The 23,657-nt window shown below is 72.2% G+C and carries 18 protein-coding genes; 9 read left to right on the top strand and 9 right to left on the bottom strand.

Going from position 1 to position 23,657, the window contains the following annotated elements; all coding sequences use genetic code 11:
• Positions 1–46 precede the first annotated feature (46 nt).
• Both ABD234_RS12375 and ABD234_RS12370 read right to left on the bottom strand, forming a co-directional pair.
• The gene (locus ABD234_RS12375) at positions 47–1,690 is read right to left on the bottom strand and encodes an N-acyl-D-amino-acid deacylase family protein (RefSeq protein ID WP_344356587.1); all 1,644 of its coding nucleotides are present in this window, start codon (positions 1,688–1,690) and stop codon (positions 47–49) included.
• A gap of 34 nt (positions 1,691–1,724) precedes the next feature.
• The gene (locus tag ABD234_RS12370) at positions 1,725–3,011 is read right to left on the bottom strand and encodes a type III PLP-dependent enzyme domain-containing protein (RefSeq protein WP_344356584.1); all 1,287 of its coding nucleotides are present in this window, start codon (positions 3,009–3,011) and stop codon (positions 1,725–1,727) included.
• A gap of 225 nt (positions 3,012–3,236) precedes the next feature.
• Here ABD234_RS12370 and ABD234_RS12365 point away from each other — a divergent pair, with 225 nt between their 5' ends.
• Entirely contained in the window at positions 3,237–4,145 is a 909-nt protein-coding gene (locus ABD234_RS12365; RefSeq protein ID WP_038373851.1) for an ATP-grasp domain-containing protein, read from the top strand.
• Between the two features lie 67 nt (positions 4,146–4,212).
• Here the strand turns inward: ABD234_RS12365 and mmsB are convergent, their stop codons facing one another.
• The 5 genes from mmsB to xylA form a co-directional block, all read right to left on the bottom strand.
• Positions 4,213–5,475 carry a multiple monosaccharide ABC transporter permease gene (gene mmsB / locus ABD234_RS12360; RefSeq protein WP_038373852.1) on the bottom strand — a complete coding sequence of 421 codons (1,263 nt, stop codon included), beginning with the start codon at positions 5,473–5,475 and terminating at the stop codon, positions 4,213–4,215.
• A complete protein-coding gene (locus tag ABD234_RS12355) occupies positions 5,472–6,989 on the bottom strand; it encodes a sugar ABC transporter ATP-binding protein (protein WP_038373923.1) in 1,518 nt (505 codons plus the stop codon). Before ABD234_RS12355 ends, mmsB begins: the two co-directional genes overlap by 4 nt.
• A gap of 107 nt (positions 6,990–7,096) precedes the next feature.
• The gene (locus ABD234_RS12350; protein ID WP_038373854.1) at positions 7,097–8,221 is read right to left on the bottom strand and encodes a substrate-binding domain-containing protein; all 1,125 of its coding nucleotides are present in this window, start codon (positions 8,219–8,221) and stop codon (positions 7,097–7,099) included.
• A gap of 328 nt (positions 8,222–8,549) precedes the next feature.
• On the bottom strand, positions 8,550–9,953 hold the full coding sequence (gene xylB, locus ABD234_RS12345) for a xylulokinase (protein ID WP_038373857.1): 1,404 nt from the start codon (positions 9,951–9,953) through the stop codon (positions 8,550–8,552).
• Positions 9,954–10,201: 248 nt separating this feature from the next.
• Entirely contained in the window at positions 10,202–11,395 is a 1,194-nt protein-coding gene (gene xylA, locus ABD234_RS12340) for a xylose isomerase (RefSeq protein ID WP_038373859.1), read from the bottom strand.
• Between the two features lie 115 nt (positions 11,396–11,510).
• Between xylA and ABD234_RS12335 the strand changes: the two genes are divergently transcribed.
• A complete protein-coding gene (locus tag ABD234_RS12335) occupies positions 11,511–12,674 on the top strand; it encodes an ROK family transcriptional regulator (protein WP_038373860.1) in 1,164 nt (387 codons plus the stop codon).
• 72 nt (positions 12,675–12,746) lie between these two features.
• Here the strand turns inward: ABD234_RS12335 and ABD234_RS12330 are convergent, their stop codons facing one another.
• A complete protein-coding gene (locus ABD234_RS12330; protein WP_232226463.1) occupies positions 12,747–13,751 on the bottom strand; it encodes a LacI family DNA-binding transcriptional regulator in 1,005 nt (334 codons plus the stop codon).
• Positions 13,752–14,254: 503 nt separating this feature from the next.
• On the opposite strand from ABD234_RS12330, the gene ABD234_RS12325 reads away from it, so the two are divergent.
• The 7 genes from ABD234_RS12325 (at position 14,255) to ABD234_RS12295 (ending at position 21,732) form a co-directional block, all read left to right on the top strand.
• Positions 14,255–15,574, top strand: coding sequence for an extracellular solute-binding protein (locus ABD234_RS12325; RefSeq protein ID WP_038373863.1), 1,320 nt, complete (start codon positions 14,255–14,257; stop codon positions 15,572–15,574).
• Positions 15,575–15,576: 2 nt separating this feature from the next.
• Positions 15,577–16,521, top strand: a complete 945-nt coding sequence (locus ABD234_RS12320; RefSeq protein ID WP_084148604.1) for a carbohydrate ABC transporter permease — start codon at positions 15,577–15,579, stop codon at positions 16,519–16,521.
• A 2-nt stretch (positions 16,522–16,523) separates the two neighbouring features.
• Positions 16,524–17,336, top strand: coding sequence for a carbohydrate ABC transporter permease (locus tag ABD234_RS12315; RefSeq protein ID WP_038373864.1), 813 nt, complete (start codon positions 16,524–16,526; stop codon positions 17,334–17,336).
• Between the two features lie 109 nt (positions 17,337–17,445).
• A complete protein-coding gene (locus tag ABD234_RS12310) occupies positions 17,446–18,651 on the top strand; it encodes a Gfo/Idh/MocA family protein (RefSeq protein WP_051487063.1) in 1,206 nt (401 codons plus the stop codon).
• Positions 18,648–19,346 (top strand): ThuA domain-containing protein, encoded by a 699-nt coding sequence (locus ABD234_RS12305; RefSeq protein ID WP_038373865.1) that lies wholly within the window; start codon positions 18,648–18,650, stop codon positions 19,344–19,346. The genes ABD234_RS12310 and ABD234_RS12305 overlap by 4 nt, the downstream gene beginning before the upstream one ends.
• Positions 19,347–19,377: 31 nt before the next feature.
• Positions 19,378–20,463: a Gfo/Idh/MocA family protein gene (locus ABD234_RS12300; RefSeq protein ID WP_038373867.1), complete on the top strand. Its 1,086-nt coding sequence runs from the start codon at positions 19,378–19,380 to the stop codon at positions 20,461–20,463.
• Positions 20,464–20,733: 270 nt separating this feature from the next.
• Positions 20,734–21,732, top strand: a complete 999-nt coding sequence (locus ABD234_RS12295) for a LacI family DNA-binding transcriptional regulator (protein ID WP_344356569.1) — start codon at positions 20,734–20,736, stop codon at positions 21,730–21,732.
• Between the two features lie 137 nt (positions 21,733–21,869).
• Here ABD234_RS12295 and ABD234_RS12290 read toward each other — a convergent pair whose 3' ends face one another.
• Positions 21,870–23,633: a type 2 periplasmic-binding domain-containing protein gene (locus tag ABD234_RS12290; RefSeq protein WP_038373869.1), complete on the bottom strand. Its 1,764-nt coding sequence runs from the start codon at positions 23,631–23,633 to the stop codon at positions 21,870–21,872.
• Positions 23,634–23,657: the final 24 nt, after the last annotated feature.

Here is a 23,657-nt window from a genome sequence, read left to right as displayed (position 1 = left end):
TGACCCCGGCGGACGCGGGCCCCGGGGACGGGAGCCGGGGCCGGGATCAGCAGGCCGCCGCGACCTCCCCGTCCCGCAGCCGCAGCGCCCGCCCCGCGAGCGCCCCGGTCGGCTCGCCCTCGGCCAGGGCGGCACGACCGTTCACGAGCACCCAGGAGATCCCGATCGCCGGCTCGCGCGGGTGCTCGTAGGTGGCGCCGGGGGCGATGGTCTCCGGGTCGAACAGGACCAGGTCCGCCGCCCATCCCTCGCGCACCAGGCCGCGGTCCCGCAGTCGCAGCCGCCGCGCGGCCCGTCCGGTGAGGTGCGCGATCGCCTCTTCGAGCGTCAGGTCGCCCAGCTCGCGGACGTATCGGCCCAGCAGCTGCGGCGCGGTGCCCCAGGCCCGCGGGTGCGGCTTGGCGCCCACCAGCAGGCCGTCGCTGCCCACCAGGTGGGCGGGGTGCCGCTGGATCGCGCGGACGTTCTCCTCGTGGCCGACGTGCTGGAGGATCCCGGTGGCCAGGCGGTCGCGCCGCAGCTGGTCGACGAGGACGGCGAAGGGCTCGATCCCCTCCGCCCGGGCGATCTGCGCGATCGTGCGGCCCACCCGGCCGGTGAGCTCCGGGCGGGAGACCCCGCTGATCTCGATCGTCTCCCAGTCGGCGGTGACGCCGTGGCAGCCGTCGGAGCCGGTGACCTCGAGCGCCTCCCGGATCCGGGCGAGGGCCGCGGGATCGGCCAGGCGCTCCAGCGTCGCCTCGAGACCGCCGGCCGATGCCCAGCTGGGCAGGACCGCCGCGAGGGTGGTGGCCCCGGCGAGGTAGGGGTAGGAGTCCACGGTGACGTCCCCGCCCTCGGCGATCGCCGCGTCCACCAGCGCCAGCAGCTCCGCGGCGCGCCCGGCGTTGGGCGGGAAGTTCATGGTGGCGTGGGTGAGGTGCAGGGCGCAGCCGCTGTCCTGGGCGATCTCGAGCACCTCCCGGTACGCCTCCAGGGCGCCGGCCCCGTAGGAGCGGGTGTGCGGGGCGAAGACGCCGCCCGCGGCCGCGACCACCCGGCACAGCCGCACCAGCTCCTCGCGCCCCGCGTACATCGCCGGGGTGTAGGTCAGCCCGGTGGACAGGCCCACGGCTCCCTCGGCGAGGCCCTGGGAGACGAGCTCCTCCATGCGCGCCAGCTGCGCCGCGGTCAGCGGCGCGTCCTCCCAGCCGGCGGCGACCGCTCGCACCGTCCCGTGCGGGACCAGGTAGGCGGCGTTGGTGGCGATCCCCTGGTCCAGCCGGTCCAGGTACTGCCCGACGCCGCGCCAGGACCAGTCGAAGCCCTCCGGGTCGCCGTTCCAGCCGGCGATCTTCGCCCGCAGCTCCGGCAGCACGGCGTCGGTGACGGGCGCATAGGACAGACCGTCCTGGCCCAGCACCTCGGTGGTGAAGCCCTGGGTGATCCGCGAGGGGTGCGCGGGCTCGAGGAGGATCCGCAGGTCGGCGTGGGAATGCAGGTCGATGAAGCCGGGGGCGAGCACCTGGCCGTCGGCGTCGATGCGGTGGGTCCCGGGCGGGACGGCCACCTCCCCGCGGGAGCGGCCGACGGTCGCGATGCGCCCCTCGCGCACGAGCACGTCGGCCCGGAAGCCGGCAGCACCCGTGCCGTCGAGCACCTGCGCGCCGCGCAGCAGGATCGGCGCGGCGGGGGAGGCCGGGACGGTCATCGGGCGCGGACCCCGGGCGCCGGGTCGGCGCGCATCAGAAGTAGGTCCGCAGGAGCGCGGTCACGGCCGGGTCGGCGGCCTCGGCGTCGTCGATCACCGGGATCAGCCGCCACTTGTCCAGCGCCGTGCACGGGTGGGAGAGGCCCAGGCGCACCACGTCCCCGACGGCCAGCGGGTCATCGGCCGGGATCTCGAGGAAGGTGTGCTGGTCGTTCATCGCCGTGGCCCGGGCCCCTTCGAGGCGGCGGGAGGCGGCGCCGAAGCCGGGCATCGCGCGCTGCGGCTCGGGCAGCCCCTCGTCGAAGGACAGGTCCCGCTTGCCGCCGTCGAGCAGGGCCAGCGTCGGCTCCGGGCGGGAGAGCACCCGCACCCAGGCGTGCATCGCCGGGACCAGTCCGCCGCCCTCGGTGCCGGCGCCCAGCGGGGTGATCCCCCGGTAGAAGCCGTCGTCGTGGACGATGTACGCGCCGGAGCGCAGCATCACCGTGGTGCGCAGCTCCCCGGCGCTCGCGGCGACCTCCTCGCCGACCCCGGCGAAGCGATCCACCACCAGGTCGAAGTAGGCGCTGCCGCCGGCGGTGAGGACGATCTCCTCCGCATCGAGCAGCCCCTCGGCCGCCAGGCGCACCAGCAGCGCCCGCATGTCCTCGAGGTAGGCGGTGACGGCGGCGAGGCCCTCGGCGGAGCGGTCGTGCGCGAGGGCGCCCTCGTAGCCGGCGACGCCGCGCAGCCGCAGCCGGGGCGAGGCGTGCACGGCGGCGGCGACCTCCCGGGCCGCGTCGATCCCGCGGGCCCCGGTGCGACCCCCGGGAGCGCCGAGCTCGACGAGCACGTCCAGGGCCGGACCGTCGGCCGCGAGATGCCGGGCGAGGCGGGCCACCGCGGCGAGGTCGTCCACCCAGGACAGGACCTCGACGCCCTCGGCGGCCATGGCCTGCGCCAGCGCGATCCCGTGCGGGTCCACCAGGCAGTTCGCCAGCTGCACCCGGGCGATGCCGGCGGCCCGGGCCACGGCGAGCTGGGCGGGGTTCGCGACGGTCACGCCCCAGGCCCCGGCCTCGATCTGCCGGCGCCACAGGTCCGGGGCCATCGTCGTCTTGCCGTGCGGGGCGAGCGCGACGCCGTGCCGCGCGCAGTACTGCGCGAGCAGCGCGATGTTCGCCTCCATCGCCGACCCGGTCAGGGCGAGGACCGGGGTGGTCAGGTCGCTCAGGTGCAGGCCGCGGTCCAGCAGCTCCCGCACCGTCAGCTCGGCGGATCCCTCCGGGAGGGACTTCTGGGCCGGGCCGACGCGCAGCGCGTCGAGGTTCTCGAGGGTCATGGCGTCCTCCCGGGCGATCGGGCGTGGGATGGAGAGGGGTGGGGAGCGGTGGGGCCGGGGAGCGGTGGGGCCGGGTGCGTGCACGGACGGCGGTCTCAGGTCCTCGAGCCAGGCAATCGCCTGGCTCGCGGCCCTCAGAGCGCCGATCGTGCACACCGCCGACGCCCCCCCTGCCCCGCCCCGTCGTGCACCGGCAGCGCCGCGCACCTGCACTACCCTGCCGGGGTGACCCGCATCGGCATCATCGTGACCCACCCCGGCTTCTACTCCCGCGAGGACCCCGACCACGACACCGCGGCGCTGCTGCCGGCGTTGCGCGAGCGCGGCGCCGAGGCGGAGGCCCTCGTCTGGCACGACCCGGCGGTGGCGTGGGAGAGCTACGACCTGCTCGTCCTGCGCAGCCCCTGGGACTACGTGCTGCGCCCGGCGGACTTCCGCGCCTGGCTGGACCGCATCGAGGCGGCGGGCGTGCCGCTGCTCAACGAGCCCGCCCTGATCCGGTGGAACATGGACAAGATCTACCTCGAGCAGCTCGCCGAGGCCGGCGTCGCCGTCGTGCCCACCACCTACCTGCGGGAGGCGTCCGGGATCGCGGCAGCCCTGTCCTCGGCGGACGCCGAGCACGTCGTCGTGAAGCCGTCGGTGAGCGCCGGCTCCCAGCGCACCGGCCTGTTCGCGGCCGATGATCCCGCGGCGGCGCAGCTCGCGCGCGCCATCGTCGAGGCCGGCGACACGGCGATGATCCAGCCGGAGGTGCCGGAGCTCTCCGCCGGGGCGGAGAAGGCGCTGTACCTGGTCGACGGCCGCTTCACCCACGCGATCGCCAAGGGGGCGCTGCTCGCGCGCGGCGGCGGGATGATCGGCGGCGTCTACCAGGAGCGGCCGGAGCCGGTGGAGGCATCGGCCGAGGAGATCGCCGTCGCCGAGCAGGTGCTCGCGGCCGTGGTCGCTGTGACCGGCGCGGCGATGCCGCTGTACGCCCGGATCGACACCGTGCGCTCCGCCCGCTATGGGCTGGTGCTGCTGGAGGCGGAGCTGTTCGAGCCCGCGCTGAACCTGCACGTGGCCCCGCAGGTCACGGCGACCGTCGCCGAGGCGATCCTCGGCCGCGCCGAGGACCCGGCCCGGCCCTGAGACCGGAGCGCACGACGCCGCCGTCCCCGGGGGACGGCGGCGTCGCGACGGACCGGGACGCGCCGGATCAGCCGCCGGCGGCGGAGCGCTTCTTGCTGACCAGGTCGAAGGCGACGGCGGCCAGGAGCACGAGGCCCTTGATCGCCATCTGCCAGGACGGGTCGACCGAGAGGATCGACAGGCCGATGTTCAGCACGCCCATGATGAGCGCGCCGATCATCGCCCCGGAGATCCGGCCGACGCCGCCGGAGACCGCCGCGCCGCCGATGAAGCAGGCGGCGATGGCGTCCAGCTCGTAGCTCTGGCCGGCGCTCGCGACGGAGGACCCGGCCCGGGCGGTGACGACGATGCCGGCGACCGCCGCCAGCAGCCCGGCGAGCAGGAAGATCCCGAAGGTGACCTGCTTGGCGTTCACGCCCGAGAGCTCGGCGGCGCGGTAGTTGCCGCCGATCGCGTAGATGTTGCGGCCGAAGCGGGTGCTGCGCAGGATCACGGTGAAGATCATGACGAGCACGCCGACGATCACCAGGACGATGGGCAGCCCGCCGGTGGACTTGGCCAGCAGGTAGGTGAACACGCCGATCGCGAGGATCATCGCTCCGGTCTTGACCCAGAAGGCGCCGATCGGCTCGACCGCGAGGTCGTGGCCGCGCATGACGGCCCGGCGGCGCAGGCCCGACCACACCAGGCCGGCCGCCCCGAGGGCGCCCACCAGCAGGGTCACGCCGTCGAGGTAGCCGATCGGCGGGGTGTTCGTGAAGCCCAGGACGTTGGGCACGGAGCCGTTGGAGATCGCGTTGAACGCCTGGTCGTAGCCGGAGATCGTCTCGCCGACGAGGATCTGCGCGATGCCGCGGAAGATGAGCATCCCGGCCAGGGTGACGATGAAGGCGGGGATCCCGACGTAGGCGACCCAGAATCCCTGCCAGGCGCCGACGACCAGCCCCACGATGAGGGCCAGGAGGATCGCGACCGGCCAGGGCAGGCCCCAGCCGACCATGGCGATGCCGACGACGCCGCCGATCATCGCCACCGTCGAGCCGACGGACAGGTCGATGTGCCCGGCGATGATCACCAGCATCATGCCGATCGCGAGGATCATGACGTACGCGTTCTGCTGGATCAGCGAGGCCACGTTGTCGGGGGCGAGCAGCCGCCCGCCGGTGAGGATCTGGAACAGGATGATGATGCCCACCAGGGCCAGCATCAGCCCGGACTGGCGCAGGTCGATGTGCCGGGTCCGCCTCGTCCCGGCGGCGCCCTTCGGCCCGGCGGGGGCGCCGGTGCCCGGCGTCCGGTCTGCGGACGCGGTGGTCGTCTCGGTGCTCATGCGCGCACCCCTTCCTCCTGGGTCATGAGGCGCATGAGCGCCTCCTGGGTGACGTCCTCGCGGTCGATCTCGCCGGTGACGCGTCCCTGGTTGATGGCGTAGATCCGGTCGCACAGGCCGATCAGCTCCGGCATCTCCGAGGAGATGACGATGACGCCGCGGCCGGTCGCGGCCAGCTCGTGGATCAGCTGGTAGATCTCGAACTTGGCCCCGACGTCGATGCCGCGGGTGGGCTCGTCGAGGATCAGCACGTCGGGGTCGGTGTACATCCACTTCGCCAGCGCGACCTTCTGCTGGTTGCCGCCGGAGAGGTTGCCGACGACGGTCTCGACGCCGGCGGTCTTGATGCGGATGTCCCTCTGGTACTTCTGGGCGACCAGGACCTCGCGGTGCTCGTCGATCATGCCGCGGCGGGTGAGCTTGCCCAGCGCCGCCGCGGAGATGTTCTCGCGGATGGACTGGATGAGGTTCAGCCCGGCCTCCTTGCGGTCCTCGCTGACGTACGCGAGCCCGGCGGCGATGGCCCTGCGGACGGTGGAGACGTCGATCTCCCGGCCGTTCTTGAAGACCTTCCCGCCGCGGTAGGTGCCGTACTGTCGGCCGAACACGCTCATGACGAACTCGGTGCGCCCGGCTCCCATCAGCCCGGCGATGCCCACGATCTCCCCGGCGCGCACGCTGAGGTGCGCGTGGTCGACGGCGAGGCGGTCCGGGATGGTGGCGTGCTCGGTGGTCCAGTCCTCGATCCGCAGCAGCTCCTCGCCGATCTGCGGCGTCCGGTCGGGAAAGCGGGAGTCGAGGCTGCGCCCGACCATGCCGCGGATGATCCGGTCCTCGCCCGCATCGGGGTCGCGCATCGAGAAGCTCTCGACGGTCTCCCCGTCGCGGATGATCGTCGTCGTATCGGCGATCTCCTCGATCTCCCCGAGCTTGTGGGAGATGATCACGCAGGTCACGCCTTCGGCGCGGAGCTGGCGGATGAGCTCGAGGAGCTGCTCGGAGTCGTCGTCGTTCAGGGCGGCCGTCGGCTCGTCCAGGATCAGCAGGCGCACCCGCTTGGAGAGGGCCTTGGCGATCTCCACGAGCTGCTGCTTGCCCACGCCGAGCTGCCCGACGAGGGTGTCGGGGTTCTCGTCCAGGCCCACCTTCGCCAGCAGGCGGCGGGCCTCGCCGCGCATGCTCTCCCAGCGGATCATGCCCTTGTCGGTGTGCTGCCGGCCCAGGTAGATGTTCTCCAGGATCGACAGGTTCGCGCAGAGCGCCAGCTCCTGGTGGATGATCACGATGCCGGCGGCCTCGGAGTCCCGGATGGAGCGGAACTCGCAGATCTGCCCGTCGAAGACGATGTCCCCGGTGTACGAGCCGTGGGGGTACACGCCGGAGAGCACCTTCATGAGGGTCGACTTGCCGGCCCCGTTCTCGCCGCAGATCGCGTGGACCTCGCCGCGCCGGGCCTCGAGGTCCACGCGCTTGAGGGCGACGACGGGGCCGAAGGTCTTGCCGATCCCGCGCATCTCGAGGACGACGGGGGCGGCGGAGGCGTCGGCCGGGGCCGAGCCGACGGATCCATCGGCCGCAGGATCACCGGCGGAACCGGCGGGCTCAGGGGTGCGGGCGTCCATCACAGCCCCAGCTCATCGGCCGTGTAGAAGCCGGAGTCCACGAGCACGGAGGGGATGTCCTCCTTGGTGATGGACTGCGGCTCCAGAAGGAAGGTGGGCACGTCCTTGACGCCGTTGTTGTACCCGGCATCGGGCGTGATCTCCGGCTCCTCGCCGGCGATGATCGACTGGCACATGATCGCGGCGCGCTTGCCCTGCTCGCGCATGTCCTTGAAGACGGTCATGCCCTGCTTGTCGGCCAGCATGTTCAGCACGTTGGCCTTGTCGGCGTCCTGGCCCGTGACGAAGGGCCAGTTCTGGCCGGGCACGTAGCCGCGCGCCGCGATGGCCTGCTCGATGCCCAGCGCCAGGGAGTCGGCCGGGGCGAGCACCGCGTGCAGCGGCGTGCCGTCGGCGTAGAAGGAGTTCAGGCGTGTCTGCATCTCCGACTGGGCCTTGGCGCTGTCCCAGCCGAGGATGCCGATGCTGGTCCACTCCTCCGCGCTCGCGGGCACCTTCCCCGAGGGGGAGATCGCCCGGCCGTCGGCGAAGTAGGGCTCCAGCACGTCCCAGGTGCCGCCGAAGAACTGGGCGGCGTTGGGGTCGTCCGGCGAGCCGGCGAACAGCTCGAGGTGGAAGGGCCCGGGCTCGGACTCCATGCCGAGCGCCTCGACGATCGCCTCGCCCTGCATCTGGCCGACGCGGAAGTTGTCGAAGGTGACGTAGTAGTCCACCGCCTCCGAGCCCTCGATGAGGCGGTCGTAGGCGATGACGGTGATGCCCTTGGCGGCGGCCTGCTCGATGACCGGGCCCAGCACCGTGCCGTCGATCGAGGCGATGACGACGATGTCGACGTCGCCGGTGACCATGTTCTGGATCTGGCTGATCTGCTGGTCCGTGCGGTTGTCGGCGTACTGGAGCGTGGTGCGGTACCCGAGGGCCTGCAGCTCCTTCTCGAGGTTGGCGCCGTCGCGGTTCCAGCGCTCGAGGGACTTGGTGGGCATGGAGATGCCGACGTAGGCGTTCTCGGGGTCGATCTGCCGCTCGGTGGTGGGTCGCTCGGCGACGCAGCCGGCCAGGGCGAGGGCCGCGAGACCACCCGCCCCTCCGAGCAGTCGGCGCCGTGTGGGGCGTGGGACGGACATGTGTTCTCCTCGTCGTCGAAGGGGATCCGTGGAGAGGGACGGGCGGCCGGAGCACGGTCCGGCGGTCGAGGACGGGCCGAGATGGCGGGTCCGGGAGGGAGGATCGGGTCGGGGGGGGATCGAGCAGAGGCGGGATGGAGCGGAGGCGGGGATGGGTGGGGGCGGGGATGGGTAGGGGGCGGGGATGGGTGGGGGCGGCCGATGGGCGCGGCCGGCGAGCGCCGACCACGGGAACCGCTCTCCGCACCCTACTCCTCGGTAGCACCGGGGCGGAGCAGGGTGCGGAGCGACGCGTGGAGCAGGGCGCGCAGCAGGGCGCGGGGCGCGGTCAGCTCCAGCTCTCGGTGCGGTCCTTGAGCTCGCGGTAGGCCTCCAGCACCTGCGGGGTGGCCTCCGCGGAGACGACCTCGGACCCGGTGATCTCCCAGCTCGGAGGCTGCTCGGTGCCCGCGAGCGCCCAGGCGGCCTGGCGCGCCGCGCCGAGGGCGACGTACTCGCCCTCGGGCGCGATGGTGACCTCACGGCCGAAGATCGCCGGGGCCAGGGCCCGCACCGCGGGGTTCCGGGCCGCGCCGCCGATGAGCGTGATGCGCCGTGCGGCGGTGCCGGTGCGCTCCTCGAGGGCGCCGATGCCGTCGGCCAGCGAGCACAGCAGCCCCTCGACGCAGGCGCGGGCGACATCGGCCCGGCTCGTCGCGGTCGACAGTCCCGTGAACGTGGCGCGGGCGGCGGGACGGTTCGGGGTGCGCTCCCCGTCGAAGTACGGCAGCAGCGTCGCGCCGCCGGCGCCGGGGGTGCTCGACAGGGCCAGGCGCGAGAACTCGTCCCAGTCCACGTCCAGCAGGGAGCGGCCGAACTCGAGGATCCGGGCGGCGTTGATCGTCGTGGTCATCGGCAGGAAGCGGCCGGTCGCATCGGCGAAGCCGGTGACCGTCCCGGTCTCGTCGCCGGGCTTGGCCTCGGAGACCATCGCGCACACGCCCGAGGTGCCGATGGAGACGGACACGTCCCCGGGGCCCAGGCTGAGGCCCAGGGCCGCGCCGGCGTTGTCCCCGGTGCCGGCGGCGAGGGCCGCCCCGCCCGCCGTGCGGGCCATGACCTCCTGCGGCGTCCGCGGCAGGCGCGGCAGCACGATGCCGTGGCCCAGGGCGCGCTCGGCGAGCTCGGGCGCCCACGCCTCGGTGCGCACCGAGTAGTAGCCGGTGCCGGTCGCGTCGCCGCGGTCGGTGAAGGGCTCCTCGCTGCTCGCCGAGAGGTCCAGCCCCGCCAGGTGCGCGGAGACGTAGTCGTGGGGCAGCAGGACCCGGGCCGCGCGCGCCGCGTTCTCCGGCTCGTGGTCGCGCACCCAGCGCAGCTTCGAGGCGGTGAACGAGGCGACCATCAGCGAGCCGATCTCCTCGACGCACGCCGCCGGGCCGCCCATCTCCTCGATCAGCGTCTGCGCCTGCGGCGCGGAGCGGGTGTCGTTCCACAGCAGGGCAGGGCGCACCACCTCCCCCGACTCGTCCAGCAGCACCATGCCGTGCTGCTGCCCGCCCACGGCCAGGGCATCGGCCTTCTCGAGCAGGGGGCCGGCGGCCTCGTCGACCGCGGAGAGCCAGGACCGGGGATCGACCTCGGTGCCGTCGGGGTGGGAGGCGCGGCGCTCCTCGAGCACCTGGCCGGATTCGGCGTCGACCAGGATGGCCTTGGTCGACTGGGTCGAGGAGTCGATGCCGAGCACGAGCGTCATGGACGGAACCTTTCAGAGGATGCGCCGGACGAGCGCGGGGACGTGATGGGTCGGCACGGGCGGGATGCCCGGAGCGGGGCCACGAGGGGATGCGGGCAGGAAGGGTGAACGGCGGGAGCGATGGGGCCGACCCCGGCGAGGGGGCCGACCCCGGCGCCAGAACCGATCCACGGGACCAATACGGGGACATGGGCCCATATACGGCCTGTATCCCCGTATTGGTCCCGTGGTCCTGCGCCGCGGGGGGATCAGGCGCGGAAGCCCAGGAGGTGCTGCATGGCCAGCTGCTGCAGGCGCACGAAGCCGTAGTTGCGCTCGCCGGCCTTGTCCGCGTCGAACTCCTCGAAGGAGGAGCGGTCCGCGAGCAGGTCCGCGAGGGTCTCGCCCTCGGCGAGCGTCGGCTGCGCGAGCTCCTCGATGCCGGAGTAGGCCAGCGCCTCCTGCACCTCGGAGTCGGCGCGGAAGGCCAGGGCGCGCTCCTTGAGCATCAGGTACATCTCCATGTTCGCGGCGGCGGAGTCGTACTGGCCGGTCTCGTGCTCGGTGCGTGAGGGCTTGTAGTCGAAGTGGCGGGCGCCCTCGTAGGCGCCGGGCTTGGACGGGAAGCCGTTCTCGAGCAGGTCCACGGTGAAGAAGGCGCTGATCAGGTCGCCGTGGCCGAAGACGAGGTCCTGGTCGTACATCGGGCCGTGCTGGCCGTTGAGGTCGATGTGGAAGAGCTTCTCGCTCCAGAGCGCCTGGGCGAGGCCGTGGGTGTAGTTCAGGGTGGCCATCTGCTCGTGGCCGGTCTCGGGGTTGATGCCCACGATGTCGCCGTGCTCGAGCTGCTCGATGAAGGCCAGGGCGTGGCCGACGGTGGGCAGGAAGATGTTGCCGCGGGGCTCGTTCGGCTTGGGCTCGAGGCCGATGCGCAGGTCGTAGCCCTTGTCCTTGATGTACCCGGCGACGGAGTCGATGCCCTCGCGGTAGCGCTCGAGGGCGGCGAAGTGGTCCTTGGAGCCGTCGTACTCGGTGCCCTCGCGGCCGCCCCACATGACGAAGGTCTTCGCGCCGAGCTCGGCGGCGAGGTCGACGTTGGCGAGCACCTTGCGCAGGCCGAAGCGGCGCACGGAGCGGTCGTTCGAGGTGAACGCGCCGTCCTTGAAGACGGGGTGGGCGAAGGTATCGGTGGTGACCATCTCGATGACCAGGCCGGTCTCCTCGGTGACGGCCTTGAGCTGGTCGATGATCCGCTGGCGCTCCTCGGGGGTGGCGTCGAAGGGGACCACGTCGTTGTCGTGGAAGGTGAAGCCCCAGGCGCCCAGCTCGGCGAGCTTGCGGATGTGGGCGGCCAGCTCGAGCGCGGGGCGGGTGGCCAGGCCGAACTGGTCGCGGGCCTCCCAGCCGGTGGTCCACAGCCCGAAGGAGAACTGGTCATCGCGGGTGGGGGTGGGTGCGGTCATGGTGCTCCTCCATCGGAACGGTCGCCTTAGTAAGTTACCGTTACTAATGTAGACGTGGGACCCTGGTCCGCACAACCCGAGCGCGCACATCCGATCCGGCAGAAGGAGCGCATCCATGCAATCGACCGATCTGAGAGAGCACAACCTCTCCGTCGTGCTGCGCTCCCTGGTCGCCTCCTCCGAGCCGGCTTCCCGGGCCGCGATCGCGAAGGCCACCCGCCTGACCAAGCCCACCGTGTCCAAGCTCGTCGAGGAGCTGGTCGGGGCGGGCCTCGTGCAGGAGGGCTCCCCGCAGGTGCGCGGGACGGGCCGGCCCATCGTCCCCCTCTCCCCCGCCCAGGGGACGCTGGTGGCCCTGGGCCTGGAGGTCGCAGCCGATCACATCTCCTGCCTCGCCGTGGACCTGGCCGGCCGCGAGGTCTCCCAGCACACCGAGTACCTGCACGTCACCGCCCGCTCCGTGGATGCGGCCGTGGACCGCTCCGCCCGGCTCATCGCCGCCGCACGGACCGCGGCGGGCGCCGTGCCCACCGTGGGGATCTGCGTGGCGCTGCCCGGCCGCATCTCCCCCGACGGCTCGCGGGTGCTCTCGGCGCCCAACCTCGGCTGGACCGATGTCCCCTTCGTCGAGCGCCTGGCCGCGCACCCGCTGCTGGACGGGCTCCCCGTGCGCGCCCAGAACGACAACCGCCTGGCGGTGAACACGGAGCTGGACCGGCGCCCCGGCGCGTCCTTCCTCTACGTGCGCGGGAGCACGGGCGTGGGCGGCGCGATCGTGCTCGAGGGCTCGGTCCTGGACGGGCAGCACGGCTGGGCCGGCGAGATCGGGCACACCGTCATCGAGCAGGGCGGGGCGCGCTGCCGCTGCGGCCGCCGCGGATGCCTGGAGGCGTACGTGTCCTACCACGCGCTGCGCGAGCGCGCGGGCCTGAGCGAGGACGTCCTCATCGAGGACCTCGTGGACGCCCTGGCCCTGAGCACCGACCGGGCCGAGGTCATCGGCACCATCGGCCGCTCCCTGGGGCTCGCGATCGCGAACGCCCTGAACGTGCTCGACCTGTCGACCGTGGTCCTCTCGGGCTACCTCGCCCCGATCGCGGAGGAGATCTCGCCCGTCGTGCGAGCCACGGTGGAGGCCCATGCGCTGGCCGTGGAGGCCGGGCCGGTGACCATCGAGCGCTCGGACGGCCTCGCCGACCCCTCCCTGCGCGGCGCCGCCCGCGCGGCCCTGGACCCGGTGCTCACCTCCCCCGGCACCTGGATCCGCCAGCACGTCTGACCGGCCCCGCCACGCGACCCCGAACACCCGGCCCCGCCGCGGGATCCCCGGCCCTCGTCCTGCGCGCGTCGATCAGCGCGGGGCGGCGGTGGACTCGCGCTCGACGAGGTGGGTCTCGAGCTTGAAGGGGTGGGCGAACAGGCCCGGATCCGCGGAGAGGGCGAGCAGGCGCTCGACGGCCACCTGCCCCATAGAGAACAGCGGCTGATGCACCGCGGTGAGCTGGGGAAACGTCCAGCGCGCGATCATCGAGTCGTCGAAGCTGATCACGCTGAGGTCCCGCGGCACCTCGAGGCCGCGCTCGCGGGCCGCCCGCAGCACGCCCACCCCGAGGGTGTCGGAGACCGCGAAGATCGCGGTGGGCGGATCGGGCAGCGCCAGCAGCCGCTGGGCGCCGCGATGCCCCTCGGCGTAGTCGAAGTTCGCGCCGACCACGAGCTCCTCGTCGAAGGGCAGGCCGGCCTGCTCGAGGACGGTCCGATAGCCGAGCACGCGCTGGCGGGCCGGGATCGAATCGGCCGGCCCGGACAGCACCCCGATGCGGCGGTGCCCCAGCTCCACCAGACGCTGGACGGCGGCCATGCCGCCCTCCCAGTTCGTGGCGGAGATCGTCACCAGGCCGCGCACCTCCTCGTGATGGACCACCGGGTCCACCACGATCAGCGGCAGGTCCAGGTCGCGGCTCCAGCGCACGTGCTCGGGCCCCACGGGCGTGGTCACCGCGACCACGCCGTCGATGCCGCGGGCGGCCAGATCCGCCATCCAGCCCCGGGACAGCGGGGCCAGGCGCTCCTCGCGCTGCGCCTTCATGACCAGCAGCTCGATGTCGGCACGGTGGGCCGCCTCCTCCGCCCCCTCGAGCACCTGCAGCTCGTAGGGGCTGGTCAGCGTGTTGAAGACGATGCAGACCCGCCGCCGGGGCGCCGGGGCGCGACGGCGGGGCTCGTAGCCCATCTCCTGGGCGACGGCGGTGACCTCGAGGCGGGTCTGCTCGCGCACGTCGTCGCGGCCGTTCATCACCTTCGAGGCGGTGGCCAGCGAGACCCCGGCCGCGCGCGCCACCTCCGTGAGGGTCACCCGGGACTCCTTGGGCACCATCGGTCCACCTCCTGCACCCCGCGCGATCGGACGTCTGTGCGGGAACGTTCCGAGCATCGTACCTCAGATTTCGAAAACTCCGGCTTCTTTCGAGGCGGCGAGGACACCTCGGGGGCCTCGCGCCGGCGCCCCGGTCCGCCCGCGGCGGCAGCGGCTCCCCCGGCCCGCCGGCCGACGCTCCGCGCCGCCGCCCGCCCGCCGGCGGCGCCCGCTCGTCGCGCCGCTCCGGCGCCCTGCGGGGCCGCGAGAGCAGTGCCGGACGGACCCGATGACGACGCCTCGACGGGCGAGCGCTTTCCATCTCGTTTCCATCGATGCAAGCCTCTGACCAGCCCATCCGCACTTCCTGGACGCCCGTGCATCACGATCGGGCATCGGCCTTGACCCGGCGCTCGTTGCTTTGTAAATTAGCCACACTTATTCCGGTGCGGACCGCGCACCGCCCAGCTCGGCACTGTCGACGGCGACCCCAGGAGCACACCATGCACACCCCGAACCTCTCGCGACGTTCCCTGCTCGGCCTCTCGGCCGGCGCCTCCGCGATCGCCCTGGCCGGCTGCGGCACCGCCGGACCGGGCGCCGGAGGCGGCGGCGGGGACACCGCAACTTTCTGGGCCCTTTCCGGCCAGCCCAACGAAGGCATCTACGGCGACGCGGTCGAGGCCTTCAACGCCGAGGGCGAGGGCACGGTCGAGATCACGTTCTTCCAGAACGACGCGTACAAGCAGAAGATCCGCACGGCCATCGGCGCGGGCGAGGCCCCGACGATCATCTACGGCTGGGGCGGCGGCGGTCTGCGCACCTACGCCGAGGAGTCCCAGGTCGACGACCTCACCGGGTGGCTCGGGGAGAACGCCGCCTTCCGCGACCGCTTCGTGGAGTCGGTGTGGGGCGCGGCGACGGTGGACGAGAAGGTCTACGCCGTCCCGCTCGGCTCCACGCAGCCGATCATCCTGTTCCACAACACGAAGGTCCTCGAGGACATCGGCGGCGCGGCCCCCGCGACCTGGGACGAGCTGCTGGACGTGGTGGAGAAGGCGAAGTCCGCGGGCGTGGCCCCGATCTCCCTGGCCGGCCAGTCCCGCTGGACCTCGATGATGTGGCTGGAGTACCTGCTGGACCGCGTCGGCGGTCCGGAGGTCTTCGCCCGCATCGCGGCCGGCGAGCCCGACGCCTGGCTGGACCCCGCGGTCATCACGATGGGCGAGCGGGTCCAGGAGCTGCTCGAGGCCAAGGCCTTCGCCGACGGCTTCGAGTCGATGGCCGCGGACTCCAACACCGACCAGGCCCTGCTGTGGTCGGACAAGGCCGCACTCATGCTCCACGGCGGCTGGACGTTCGGCTCCATGAAGGCCAGCGGCGGCGACTTCGTCCAGAGCGGCCGTCTGGGCTTCTCCGCCTTCCCCACCATCGAGGGCGGCAAGGGCGAGCTGAGCAACCTCGTCGGCAACCCCTGCAACTACCTCTCGATCTCCTCCTCCGCCACGGACGAGGCGAAGGAGGTCGCGAAGACCTACTTCCTGGACGGCTACATGACCGAGGACGTCACCAAGGCCATCGTCGAGTCCGGGGCCGTCCCGGTCGTGACCGGCCAGGACGACGCCCTCGCCGCGAGCGAGGACGCCGAGTACCTGCAGTGGGTCTACACCTCCCTGCAGGATGCGCCCGCCTTCACGCAGTCCTGGGACCAGGCCCTGCAGCCCACCGTGGCCGAGACGCTCCTGGTCACCATCGAGCAGCTGTTCCTGGGCCAGGTCACCCCCGAGCAATTCGCGGAGACGATGAACGGGACGGCGGCCTGAGCATGACGACCGCCTCCCCCGCATCGGCCCCGGCCCGGGCACAGCGCCCGGGCCGGCGGCCTGCCGGCGCGCCCGAGCCCGTCCAGCTGTCCCACCTGCTGTTCGCGGCGCCCGCGCTGCTGTTCTTCACCGTCTTCGCGCTGCTGCCGCTGATCGGCGTGGTGGTGCTGTCCTTCACCACCTGGAACGGGATCGGGACGATCGAGTTCACCGGGCTGACCAGCTGGAAGGAGGCGCTGACCCGCTCCTCGACGTGGCACGGCCTGTGGCTGGTGATGCTCATGATCGCCGCGACGTGGCTGCTGCAGACCCCGCTGAGCATCCTGCTGGGGACCTTCCTCGCCGGGGCGCAGCGCTACCGCAACGTCCTCGCGATCCTGTACTTCCTGCCGCTGCTGCTGAGCTCCGCCGCGATCGCGATCACCTTCAAGTCCCTGCTGGACCCGAACTTCGGCCTGGCCAGCGGGCTGAACATCGCCTGGCTCGCGCAGAACTGGCTGGGCGACGCCCGCCTGGTGTGGGTGGTGCTGCTGTTCATCATCGCCTGGCAGTTCATCCCCTTCCACACCCTCATCTACCAGGGCGCGGTGCGGCAGATCCCGGCGAGCATGTACGAGGCGGCGCAGATCGACGGCGCCTCCCGCGCGCGGCGCTTCCTCTCGATCACCCTGCCGCAGCTGAAGTTCACGATGATCACCAGCTCGACGCTGATGGTGGTCGGTGCGCTGACGTACTTCGACATCATCTTCGTCCTCACCCAGGGCGGGCCGGGCGTGGCCACCCGCATCCTCCCCCTGGACATGTACCTCACCGGCTTCCGCGGCAACGAGATGGGCGTGGCCAGCTGCCTCGCCGTCATGCTCGTGGTGATCGGCCTGGGCCTCGCGCTCGGCGTGCAGAGCCTGGGCGGCAAGGACGCCTCCGCGAGCCAGATGGAAGGAGCCTGAGCATGAAGCGCAACTGGATCGGAGGCACCTTCGGCTGGCTGTGGCTGCTGGTCGTGCTCCTGCCCATCTACTTCGTGGGGATCACCGCCTTCAAGTCGATCTCCACCTACTTCGGCTCCAACCCGGTGCTGCCCTCGCTGCCGGTGGCCGTCGAGAACTTCACCGCGGTGCTCGAGGCCGACTTCGGCATGTACCTCCTCAACAGCGTCCTGGTGGCGCTGGGGACCGTGGTGCCGCTGGTGCTCATGGCCTTCATGGCCTCCTACGCGATCGTGCGCGGGGCGCGGCGGGTCTTCGCCCCGGTGCGCAGCATCTTCCTGCTGGGCCTGGCGATCCCCGTGCAGGCCACCATCGTGCCGATCTACCTGCTCATCATCCAGATGCGCATGTACGACTCGCTGGCCGCGCTGATGCTGCCCGGCATCGCCTTCGGCCTGCCGCTGAGCATCCTCATCATCGCCAACTCGCTGCGCGACGTGCCCAACGAGCTGTTCGAGGCCATGTCCATCGACGGCTGCACGGAATGGCAGAAGATGTGGCGCCTCGCGCTGCCGATGACCCAGCCGGCGCTCGTGACCGTCGCCGTCTACCAGGCGCTCATGTCGTGGAACGGCTTCCTGTTCCCGCTGATCCTGACGCAGAGTCCTGACAAGAGGACCCTTCCCCTGGCACTGTGGTCCTTCCAGGGCGAGTACGCGACCAACGTGCCCGTCGTCATGGCCGCCGTCGTCCTGTCCTCGATCCCGATCCTCGTCCTGTACGCCTTCGGCCGCCGCTACCTGGTCAGCGGCATGACCGCCGGCGCCGGCAAGTGACGCGACCCCACCCCGACCCGCGCCGCGCATCGCGCCGCGCAGAAGGAGGAGAGACTTCGTGACCTCCCCGCATCCCGCCGAGACCGCCCCCGCCCCGCTGCGGGTGGGCATGATCGGCTACGGCTTCATGGGCGCCGCCCATTCCCATGCCTGGCGCACCGCCCACCGCTTCTTCGACCTGCCGCGCACCCCCGAGCTGCGCACCCTCGCCGGGCGCAGCCCCGAGGCCCTCGCCCAGGCCGCCGATCGCTACGGCTTCGCGCAGACCACCACGCGGTGGCAGGATGTGGTCGAGGATCCCGAGATCGACGTGGTGGACGTGTGCACCCCCGGCGACACCCACCACGAGATCGCCCTCGCGGCGCTGCGCGCCGGCAAGCACGTGCTGTGCGAGAAGCCGCTGGCGAACTCCGTCGAGGAGTGCGAGGAGCTGGCCGCGGCCGCCGCCGAGGCCCGCGCCCGGGGCGTCCGATCGATCTGCGGCTTCTCCTACCGCCGCACCCCCGCGCTCGCCTATGCCCGCCAGCTCGTCCAGGAGGGCGCCGTCGGCGAGATCCGCCAGGTGCGGGCCCAGTACCTGCAGGACTGGCTCTCCGACGCCGATGCGCCCATGACCTGGCGCCTGCAGAAGGACAAGGCCGGCTCCGGGGCCCTCGGCGACATCGGTGCGCACGTCATCGACCTCGCGCAGTGGATCACCGGCACCGACATCACCGCGGTCTCCGGCACCCTGCAGACGGTCGTGCCGACCCGTCCCGCCGCCGGGGACATGCAGGGCCTGGGCGGCAAGGGCGATGCGAGCGGGGAGCGCCAGCAGGTCACCGTCGACGACCTCGCCCTGTTCACCGCCCGCTTCGAGGGCGGGGCGCTCGGCGCGTTCGAGGCGACCCGCGTCGCCCAGGGCCGCAAGAACGCCATGCGCCTGGAGATCCACGGCGCGAAGGGCGCGATCGCCTTCGACTTCGAGCGGATGAACGAGCTGGAGGTCTACGACGCGACGGCCGGCGCCGGGCGCCAGGGCTTCTCCCGCGTCCTGACCACGGAGCCCGAGCACCCCTACGCCGCGGCCTGGTGGCCCACCGGCCACGGCCTCGGCTACGAGCACACCTTCACCCACGAGATCGCCGACCTCGTCCGCGCCATCGGCGAGGGCAGCGACCCCTCCCCCTCCTTCGAGGAGGCGCTGCAGGTCCAGCGCGTGCTGGCCGCCGTCGAGCAGAGCTCCCACGACGCGAGCCGCTGGACGTCGCTGCCCGCACCGGCCCCCGAGGCCGCGTCCCCGAACCCCACCGATGCCGCAGGAGGCACCCGATGACCGACCCCCGCACCGCCCTCGTCGTCCGCGGAGGCTGGGACGGGCACCAGCCCGTCGAGGCGACGAACCTGTTCATCCCCTTCCTGGAGGAGAACGGGTTCACCGTCCGGATCGAGGAGTCCCCCGCGATCTACGCCGACGCGGAGTACATGGCCACGGTCGACCTCATCGTCCAGTGCAACACGATGAACACCATCGAGCGCCCCCAGTTCGAGGGGCTGCGCGCGGCGATCGAGGCCGGCACCGGCATGGCCGGCTGGCACGGCGGCATCGCCGACAGCTACCGCAACGAGTCCGACTACCTCACCCTGATCGGCGGCCAGTTCGGCTGCCACCCCGGCAAGCATCCCGACGAGCGCACCGGCGAGCAGTCCGACAACTACGTCCCCTACACGGTGAACATGCTGCCCGCGGCGGCGGAGCACCCGATCACCCGGGGCATCAGCGACTTCGACCTGGTCACCGAGCAGTACTGGGTGCTCTCGGACGACTACATCGACGTCCTGGCCACCACCACCCAGAAGGTGCGCGAGTGGGATCCGTGGAACCGCCCCGTCACCTCCCCGGCGATCTGGACGCGCCAGTGGGGCCGGGGCAGGATCTTCGTGTCGACCCCCGGCCACCGCGTCGAGGTCCTCGAGGACCCCAACGTCCGCACCATCATCGAGCGCGGCATGCTCTGGGCAGCCCGCTGACCACCCCTTCGATCCCAGGAGAACCTCGCCCATGCGCATCGGCATGATCGGCTGCGGCAACATCGCCGCCCAGTACCTCGCCTCCTTCCCCCTCCTGCCCGATGTCGAGCTGGTCGCGGTCGCGGACCTCGACCCGGAGCGCGCCCGCGCCGTCGCCGCGGAGCACGAGGGCGTGCGCGCCCTCACCGTCGACGAGCTGCTGGTCGACGAGGCCGTGGACACCGTCCTGAACCTCACCATCCCCGCCGCCCACGCGGAGATCGACCTGCGGGCCATCGCCGCCGGCAAGAACGTCTACTCCGAGAAGCCCTTCGCCGTGGACACGGCCGATGGCGCAGCGGTCCTCGCGGCCGCCGAGCAGCGGGGCGTGCTCGTGGGCAGCGCCCCGGACACCGTGCTGGGCACCGGCACGCAGACCGCCCGGGCGGTGATCGACGCCGGGAGGATCGGCACCCCCGTCGCGGCGACCGCCACCATGCTCACCCCCGGCCACGAGCGCTGGCACCCGAACCCGGACTTCTACTACACCCCGGGCGGCGGCCCGCTGCTGGACATGGGCCCGTACTACATCCATGCCCTGGTCACGCTGCTGGGCCCGGTCTCCGCGGTGATCGGCGCCGGCAGCCGCTCCCGCGACGAGCGCGAGATCGGCTCCGGCCCGCGCGCCGGGCAGCGGATCCCCGTCTCGATCGACACCCACATCACCGGGGTGCTGGTCCACGCCTCCGGCGCGCTGTCGACGCTGGTCATGAGCTTCGACGCGGTCGCCACCTCCGCCCGGCCCATCGAGGTGCACGGCACCGAGGGCTCCCTCGCCGTGCCGGACCCCAACCGCTTCGAGGGGGAGGTGTCGCTGCACAGCCTGGGCGGCGAAGGCTGGACGGACGTCCCCGTCAGCGCCGGCTACGTGGAGGCCGGCCGCGGCATCGGCCTGCAGGACATGGCCGTGCGCGGCTCCGACCTGCGCGCGAGCGGGAGGCTGGGACAGCACGCGCTCGAGGTCATGAACGCCGTGCTCGCCTCCTCGGTCAGCGGCGCGCGGATCGAGATCGCCAGCACGGTCGAGCGTCCCGAGGCCGTGCCGCTGCAGGATCTCCGCACCGCGGCGACGGCCTGAGACCCGCGGAGGGAGCATCGGCCCCGGCCGATGCTCCCTCCGGGGCGGCCCGGCCATCGGCCCGGCCATCGGCCCGGCCGATGGGCCCTCCGGGGCGGCCCGACCGATGGGCCCTCCGAGGTGGCCGGAGCGGACTCCCTGCCACGTTCCCAGAATTTCGTCGAAACGCTTCGCCTGCATGGTCCACAATGGACCTGTCGCCCGGCACCCGGGCGGCCAGGATCACCGACGGCGCGCCGCATCGGCCGCGTCCGAGACAGGACACGCAGCATGGCAACCATGACCGACATCGCCCGCGAGGCGGGCGTCTCCCTGAGCACGGTCAGCTATGCCCTCAGCGGGAAGCGCCCGATCTCCCCCGCGACCCGGGAGCGCATCCAGTCGGCCATCGACCGCCTGCAGTACCACCCGACCGCGAGCGCGCGGGCCCTGGCCTCGCAGCGCACCTCCCTGCTCGGGGTCGCCGTGCCCCAGCGCGAGGACGTCGACGCCCACGTGATCATGGAGTTCGTCAGCTCCATCCTCACCGCCTCCCACGAGCAGGACTACGACCTCCTGCTGGTCGCCGCCGAGGACCACGAGCGCACCCGCCGGGTGATGGACGAGGGCAAGGTCGACGCCCTGATCGTCATGGACCTCGTCGAGGACGACCCGCGCATCCCCTCCCTCGCGGCGCTGCCGCGGCCGGTGGTGCTCATCGGGTACCCGCAGGAGTCCGGGGGGCTGGCCTGCGTGGACTTCGACTTCCTCTCCGGGGCGATGCTCGCCGTGCGCGAGCTGCACGCCCGCGGCTCCCGCCGCATCGGCATGCTCACCTCCCCCGCCGCGACGCACCGCCCCTCCCCCACCTACGCCCGGCGCTCCCGCCTGGGATACACGATGGCCTGCACCGAGCTCGGCATCGCACCGACCATCGTCGAGGTCCCCTCCGACGCCGAGTCCCTCGGCGCCTTCGTGCGCGAGCAGCTCGTGCAGGAGCAGCGCTTCGACGCCCTCTTCGTGCACCAGGAGCCCGCCCTCGCCCACCTGGGCCGGGCCTTCGCCGCCCAGGGCGTCGCCTGCCCCGAGGACGTGCAGATCGTCGCGATCTCCCCGGAGGACGTCGCCGTGAGCGGCCCCTGGGACGTCTCGAACGTCGAGCTGCCGATCAGCTCCATCGGCCGCACCGCGCTGGCGATGCTGCTGGAGATGCTCAGCGGCCCGGCCGCCCCGCCCCACTCCCGCCTGCTCAGCCCCACCTTCACCCCGCGCGACACCACCCGCGCCTGAGGTCCCCCGCACCGGCCGGCAGGCGGTGCGCGGCGTCGCGCGCGAGCACGAACGGCGGCCCAGGAGCCGCGAGCCAGGCGATCGCCTGGTCCGCGGACGCTGGACCGCCGTGCGTGCACGCCGGAGTCGGCGCCGGATCAGCCGAACTCGGCGACGACCTCCTTGCGCAGGGCGTCCTGGTCCTTGGCGTTGGCCATGTCGACCTCGAGGACCTGCTGGTAGCCGAGGCCGTCGGCGGTGGACTGCATCTCCGCCAGGAGGGCGTCGAACTCGGCCTGGTCCTTGGCGAAGGCCATCTTCCAGGAGCTCTCGACGATCACGGCCTTGACCTGGTTGCGGATCGTGGAGATCTCCGAGGAATCCTCCGGCGCCACGTAGCTCGCCCCGGCGCCCACGGCCAGCATGTCGTTGGCCTGCAGGTACTCCATGGTGGTCGCGTGGCCGCCCATGCGGCCGGCCCAGTCCTCGGTGAGGGGGTTCGCGGCGGTGGCCTGGTAGGTCTCCCACATCTTGTAGTTGAAGGGGAAGCCGGTCTCGGGGTCCTCGTCGTTGCCGATGACCGTGGTGACGTTCAGCCAGGAGGTGCCGTCGATGTAGCTGCCGCCGCCCCACTCCTCGGGCACGTTCCCGCCCTCGCCCAGCAGCACCTGGCGGCCGAAGTCGGTCAGCTCGGGCTTGCCGTCGGCGTTCAGCTCCCAGGTCAGGCCCTGCGGCCCGGCGGCGCCCATGGTCTGGCTGGAGTTCGCGTAGACGCCCTCGGAGGAGTACAGCCAGTCGATGAACGCGGCGCCGCGCGCCGGGTCCTCCGCGTTCGAGCCGACGCCGAAGACCTGCTTGCCGCCGTACACCGAGGCGCCGTAGGAGAAGATCTTCTGGTCGGCCAGCGGCGCGATCATGAAGCCCTTGCCCTCGGCCATGTTGGCCTCGGTGTTGAAGGCGGCCTGGCCCTGCCAGGGCCAGAACGAGAACAGCACCTGGCCGGCCTGCATCTTGGAGAACAGGGTGTCGTAGTTCTGGGTGGTCGACTCGGGGTCGAGGATGCCCAGCTGGTTGGCCTCGAAGAACCACTTCAGCACGCGCACGTACAGCGAGCCGGGGTCCAGGATCGACTGGAAGTCGGAGCCGTCGGCCTTGGCCAGGACGAAGCCGACCTCGTCGTAGCCGTAGTAGCAGCAGGGCTGCTTGGCGTTGTTCATGTAGTTGCCGTCCCAGTCCGCGAAGAGCGACAGGGCGTAGGTCCGCTTGCCGTTGGCGGCGGTGGGCTCGGCGTCCTGCATCTGCTTGAGGACGGGCAGCAGGTCCTCGAGGGTGCCGATCTCTGGGTAGCCGACCTTGCCGTAGACGTCCCAGCGCACGAAGGGGCCGAAGGTCGGGTCGATGCCCTCGCTCGGCTCGGAGGGCTTCAGGGTCGAGACCTGGGTGGGGATGGCGTAGATGCCGTCCAGGCCCTCGTTGACCTTCTGCACCGCCGCGTCGAAGCGCGCGGAGCTCTCCATGTGCTCGTACCAGGAGGAGATGTCCATGAGCAGCCCGCCCTCGACGAGCTCGGTGAGCTTCTGCCCCTGGTCGGTCAGGACGATGTCGCCCAGGTCCCCGGCGGAGACGCGGGTGTTGTACAGGGTGTCCCCGCCGCCGGCGACGTTGGGGGCGATGACGTTGAGGGTGAGGTTGAAGCGGTCGGTGACGAGCTTGCCGAACCAGCCGGGCTGCTCGCCCATCTGGTTGGCGAGGCCGTCGAAGACGTCGGCGGTGAGCGCGTCGTCCCAGGCGGTCGGGAAGGGCTCGGCGGGACCGTCGCCCGGCCCGGAGTTCGAGCCGGAGCAAGCGCTCAGGCCCAGTCCGGACAGGGTGAGGACGGCGCCTCCCGTGAGCAGGGAGCGGCGGCGGACGTCAGAGAGCATGTCTCCTCCTTGAGAGTGATCTGG

It is taken from the genome of Brachybacterium phenoliresistens, from assembly GCF_039530785.1.
GTDB lineage: Bacteria > Actinomycetota > Actinomycetes > Actinomycetales > Dermabacteraceae > Brachybacterium > Brachybacterium phenoliresistens.
The sequence above is the reverse complement of the archived record's forward strand: the minus strand, read 5'-3'. Positions and strand labels throughout refer to the sequence as shown.

Coding starts and splice junctions, on each gene's coding strand:
- ABD234_RS12375 (WP_344356587.1), bottom strand. CDS start 1,690: ATGACCGTCCCGGCCTCCCCCGCCGCGCCGATCCTGCTGCGCGGCGCG.
- ABD234_RS12370 (WP_344356584.1), bottom strand. CDS start 3,011: ATGACCCTCGAGAACCTCGACGCGCTGCGCGTCGGCCCGGCCCAGAAG.
- mmsB (WP_038373852.1), bottom strand. CDS start 5,475: ATGAGCACCGAGACGACCACCGCGTCCGCAGACCGGACGCCGGGCACC.
- ABD234_RS12355 (WP_038373923.1), bottom strand. CDS start 6,989: ATGCGCGGGATCGGCAAGACCTTCGGCCCCGTCGTCGCCCTCAAGCGC.
- ABD234_RS12350 (WP_038373854.1), bottom strand. CDS start 8,221: ATGTCCGTCCCACGCCCCACACGGCGCCGACTGCTCGGAGGGGCGGGT.
- xylB (WP_038373857.1), bottom strand. CDS start 9,953: ATGACGCTCGTGCTCGGCATCGACTCCTCGACCCAGTCGACCAAGGCC.
- xylA (WP_038373859.1), bottom strand. CDS start 11,395: ATGACCGCACCCACCCCCACCCGCGATGACCAGTTCTCCTTCGGGCTG.
- ABD234_RS12335 (WP_038373860.1), top strand. CDS start 11,511: ATGCAATCGACCGATCTGAGAGAGCACAACCTCTCCGTCGTGCTGCGC.
- ABD234_RS12325 (WP_038373863.1), top strand. CDS start 14,255: ATGCACACCCCGAACCTCTCGCGACGTTCCCTGCTCGGCCTCTCGGCC.
- ABD234_RS12320 (WP_084148604.1), top strand. CDS start 15,577: ATGACGACCGCCTCCCCCGCATCGGCCCCGGCCCGGGCACAGCGCCCG.
- ABD234_RS12315 (WP_038373864.1), top strand. CDS start 16,524: ATGAAGCGCAACTGGATCGGAGGCACCTTCGGCTGGCTGTGGCTGCTG.
- ABD234_RS12310 (WP_051487063.1), top strand. CDS start 17,446: ATGATCGGCTACGGCTTCATGGGCGCCGCCCATTCCCATGCCTGGCGC.
- ABD234_RS12305 (WP_038373865.1), top strand. CDS start 18,648: ATGACCGACCCCCGCACCGCCCTCGTCGTCCGCGGAGGCTGGGACGGG.
- ABD234_RS12300 (WP_038373867.1), top strand. CDS start 19,378: ATGCGCATCGGCATGATCGGCTGCGGCAACATCGCCGCCCAGTACCTC.
- ABD234_RS12295 (WP_344356569.1), top strand. CDS start 20,734: ATGGCAACCATGACCGACATCGCCCGCGAGGCGGGCGTCTCCCTGAGC.
- ABD234_RS12290 (WP_038373869.1), bottom strand. CDS start 23,633: ATGCTCTCTGACGTCCGCCGCCGCTCCCTGCTCACGGGAGGCGCCGTC.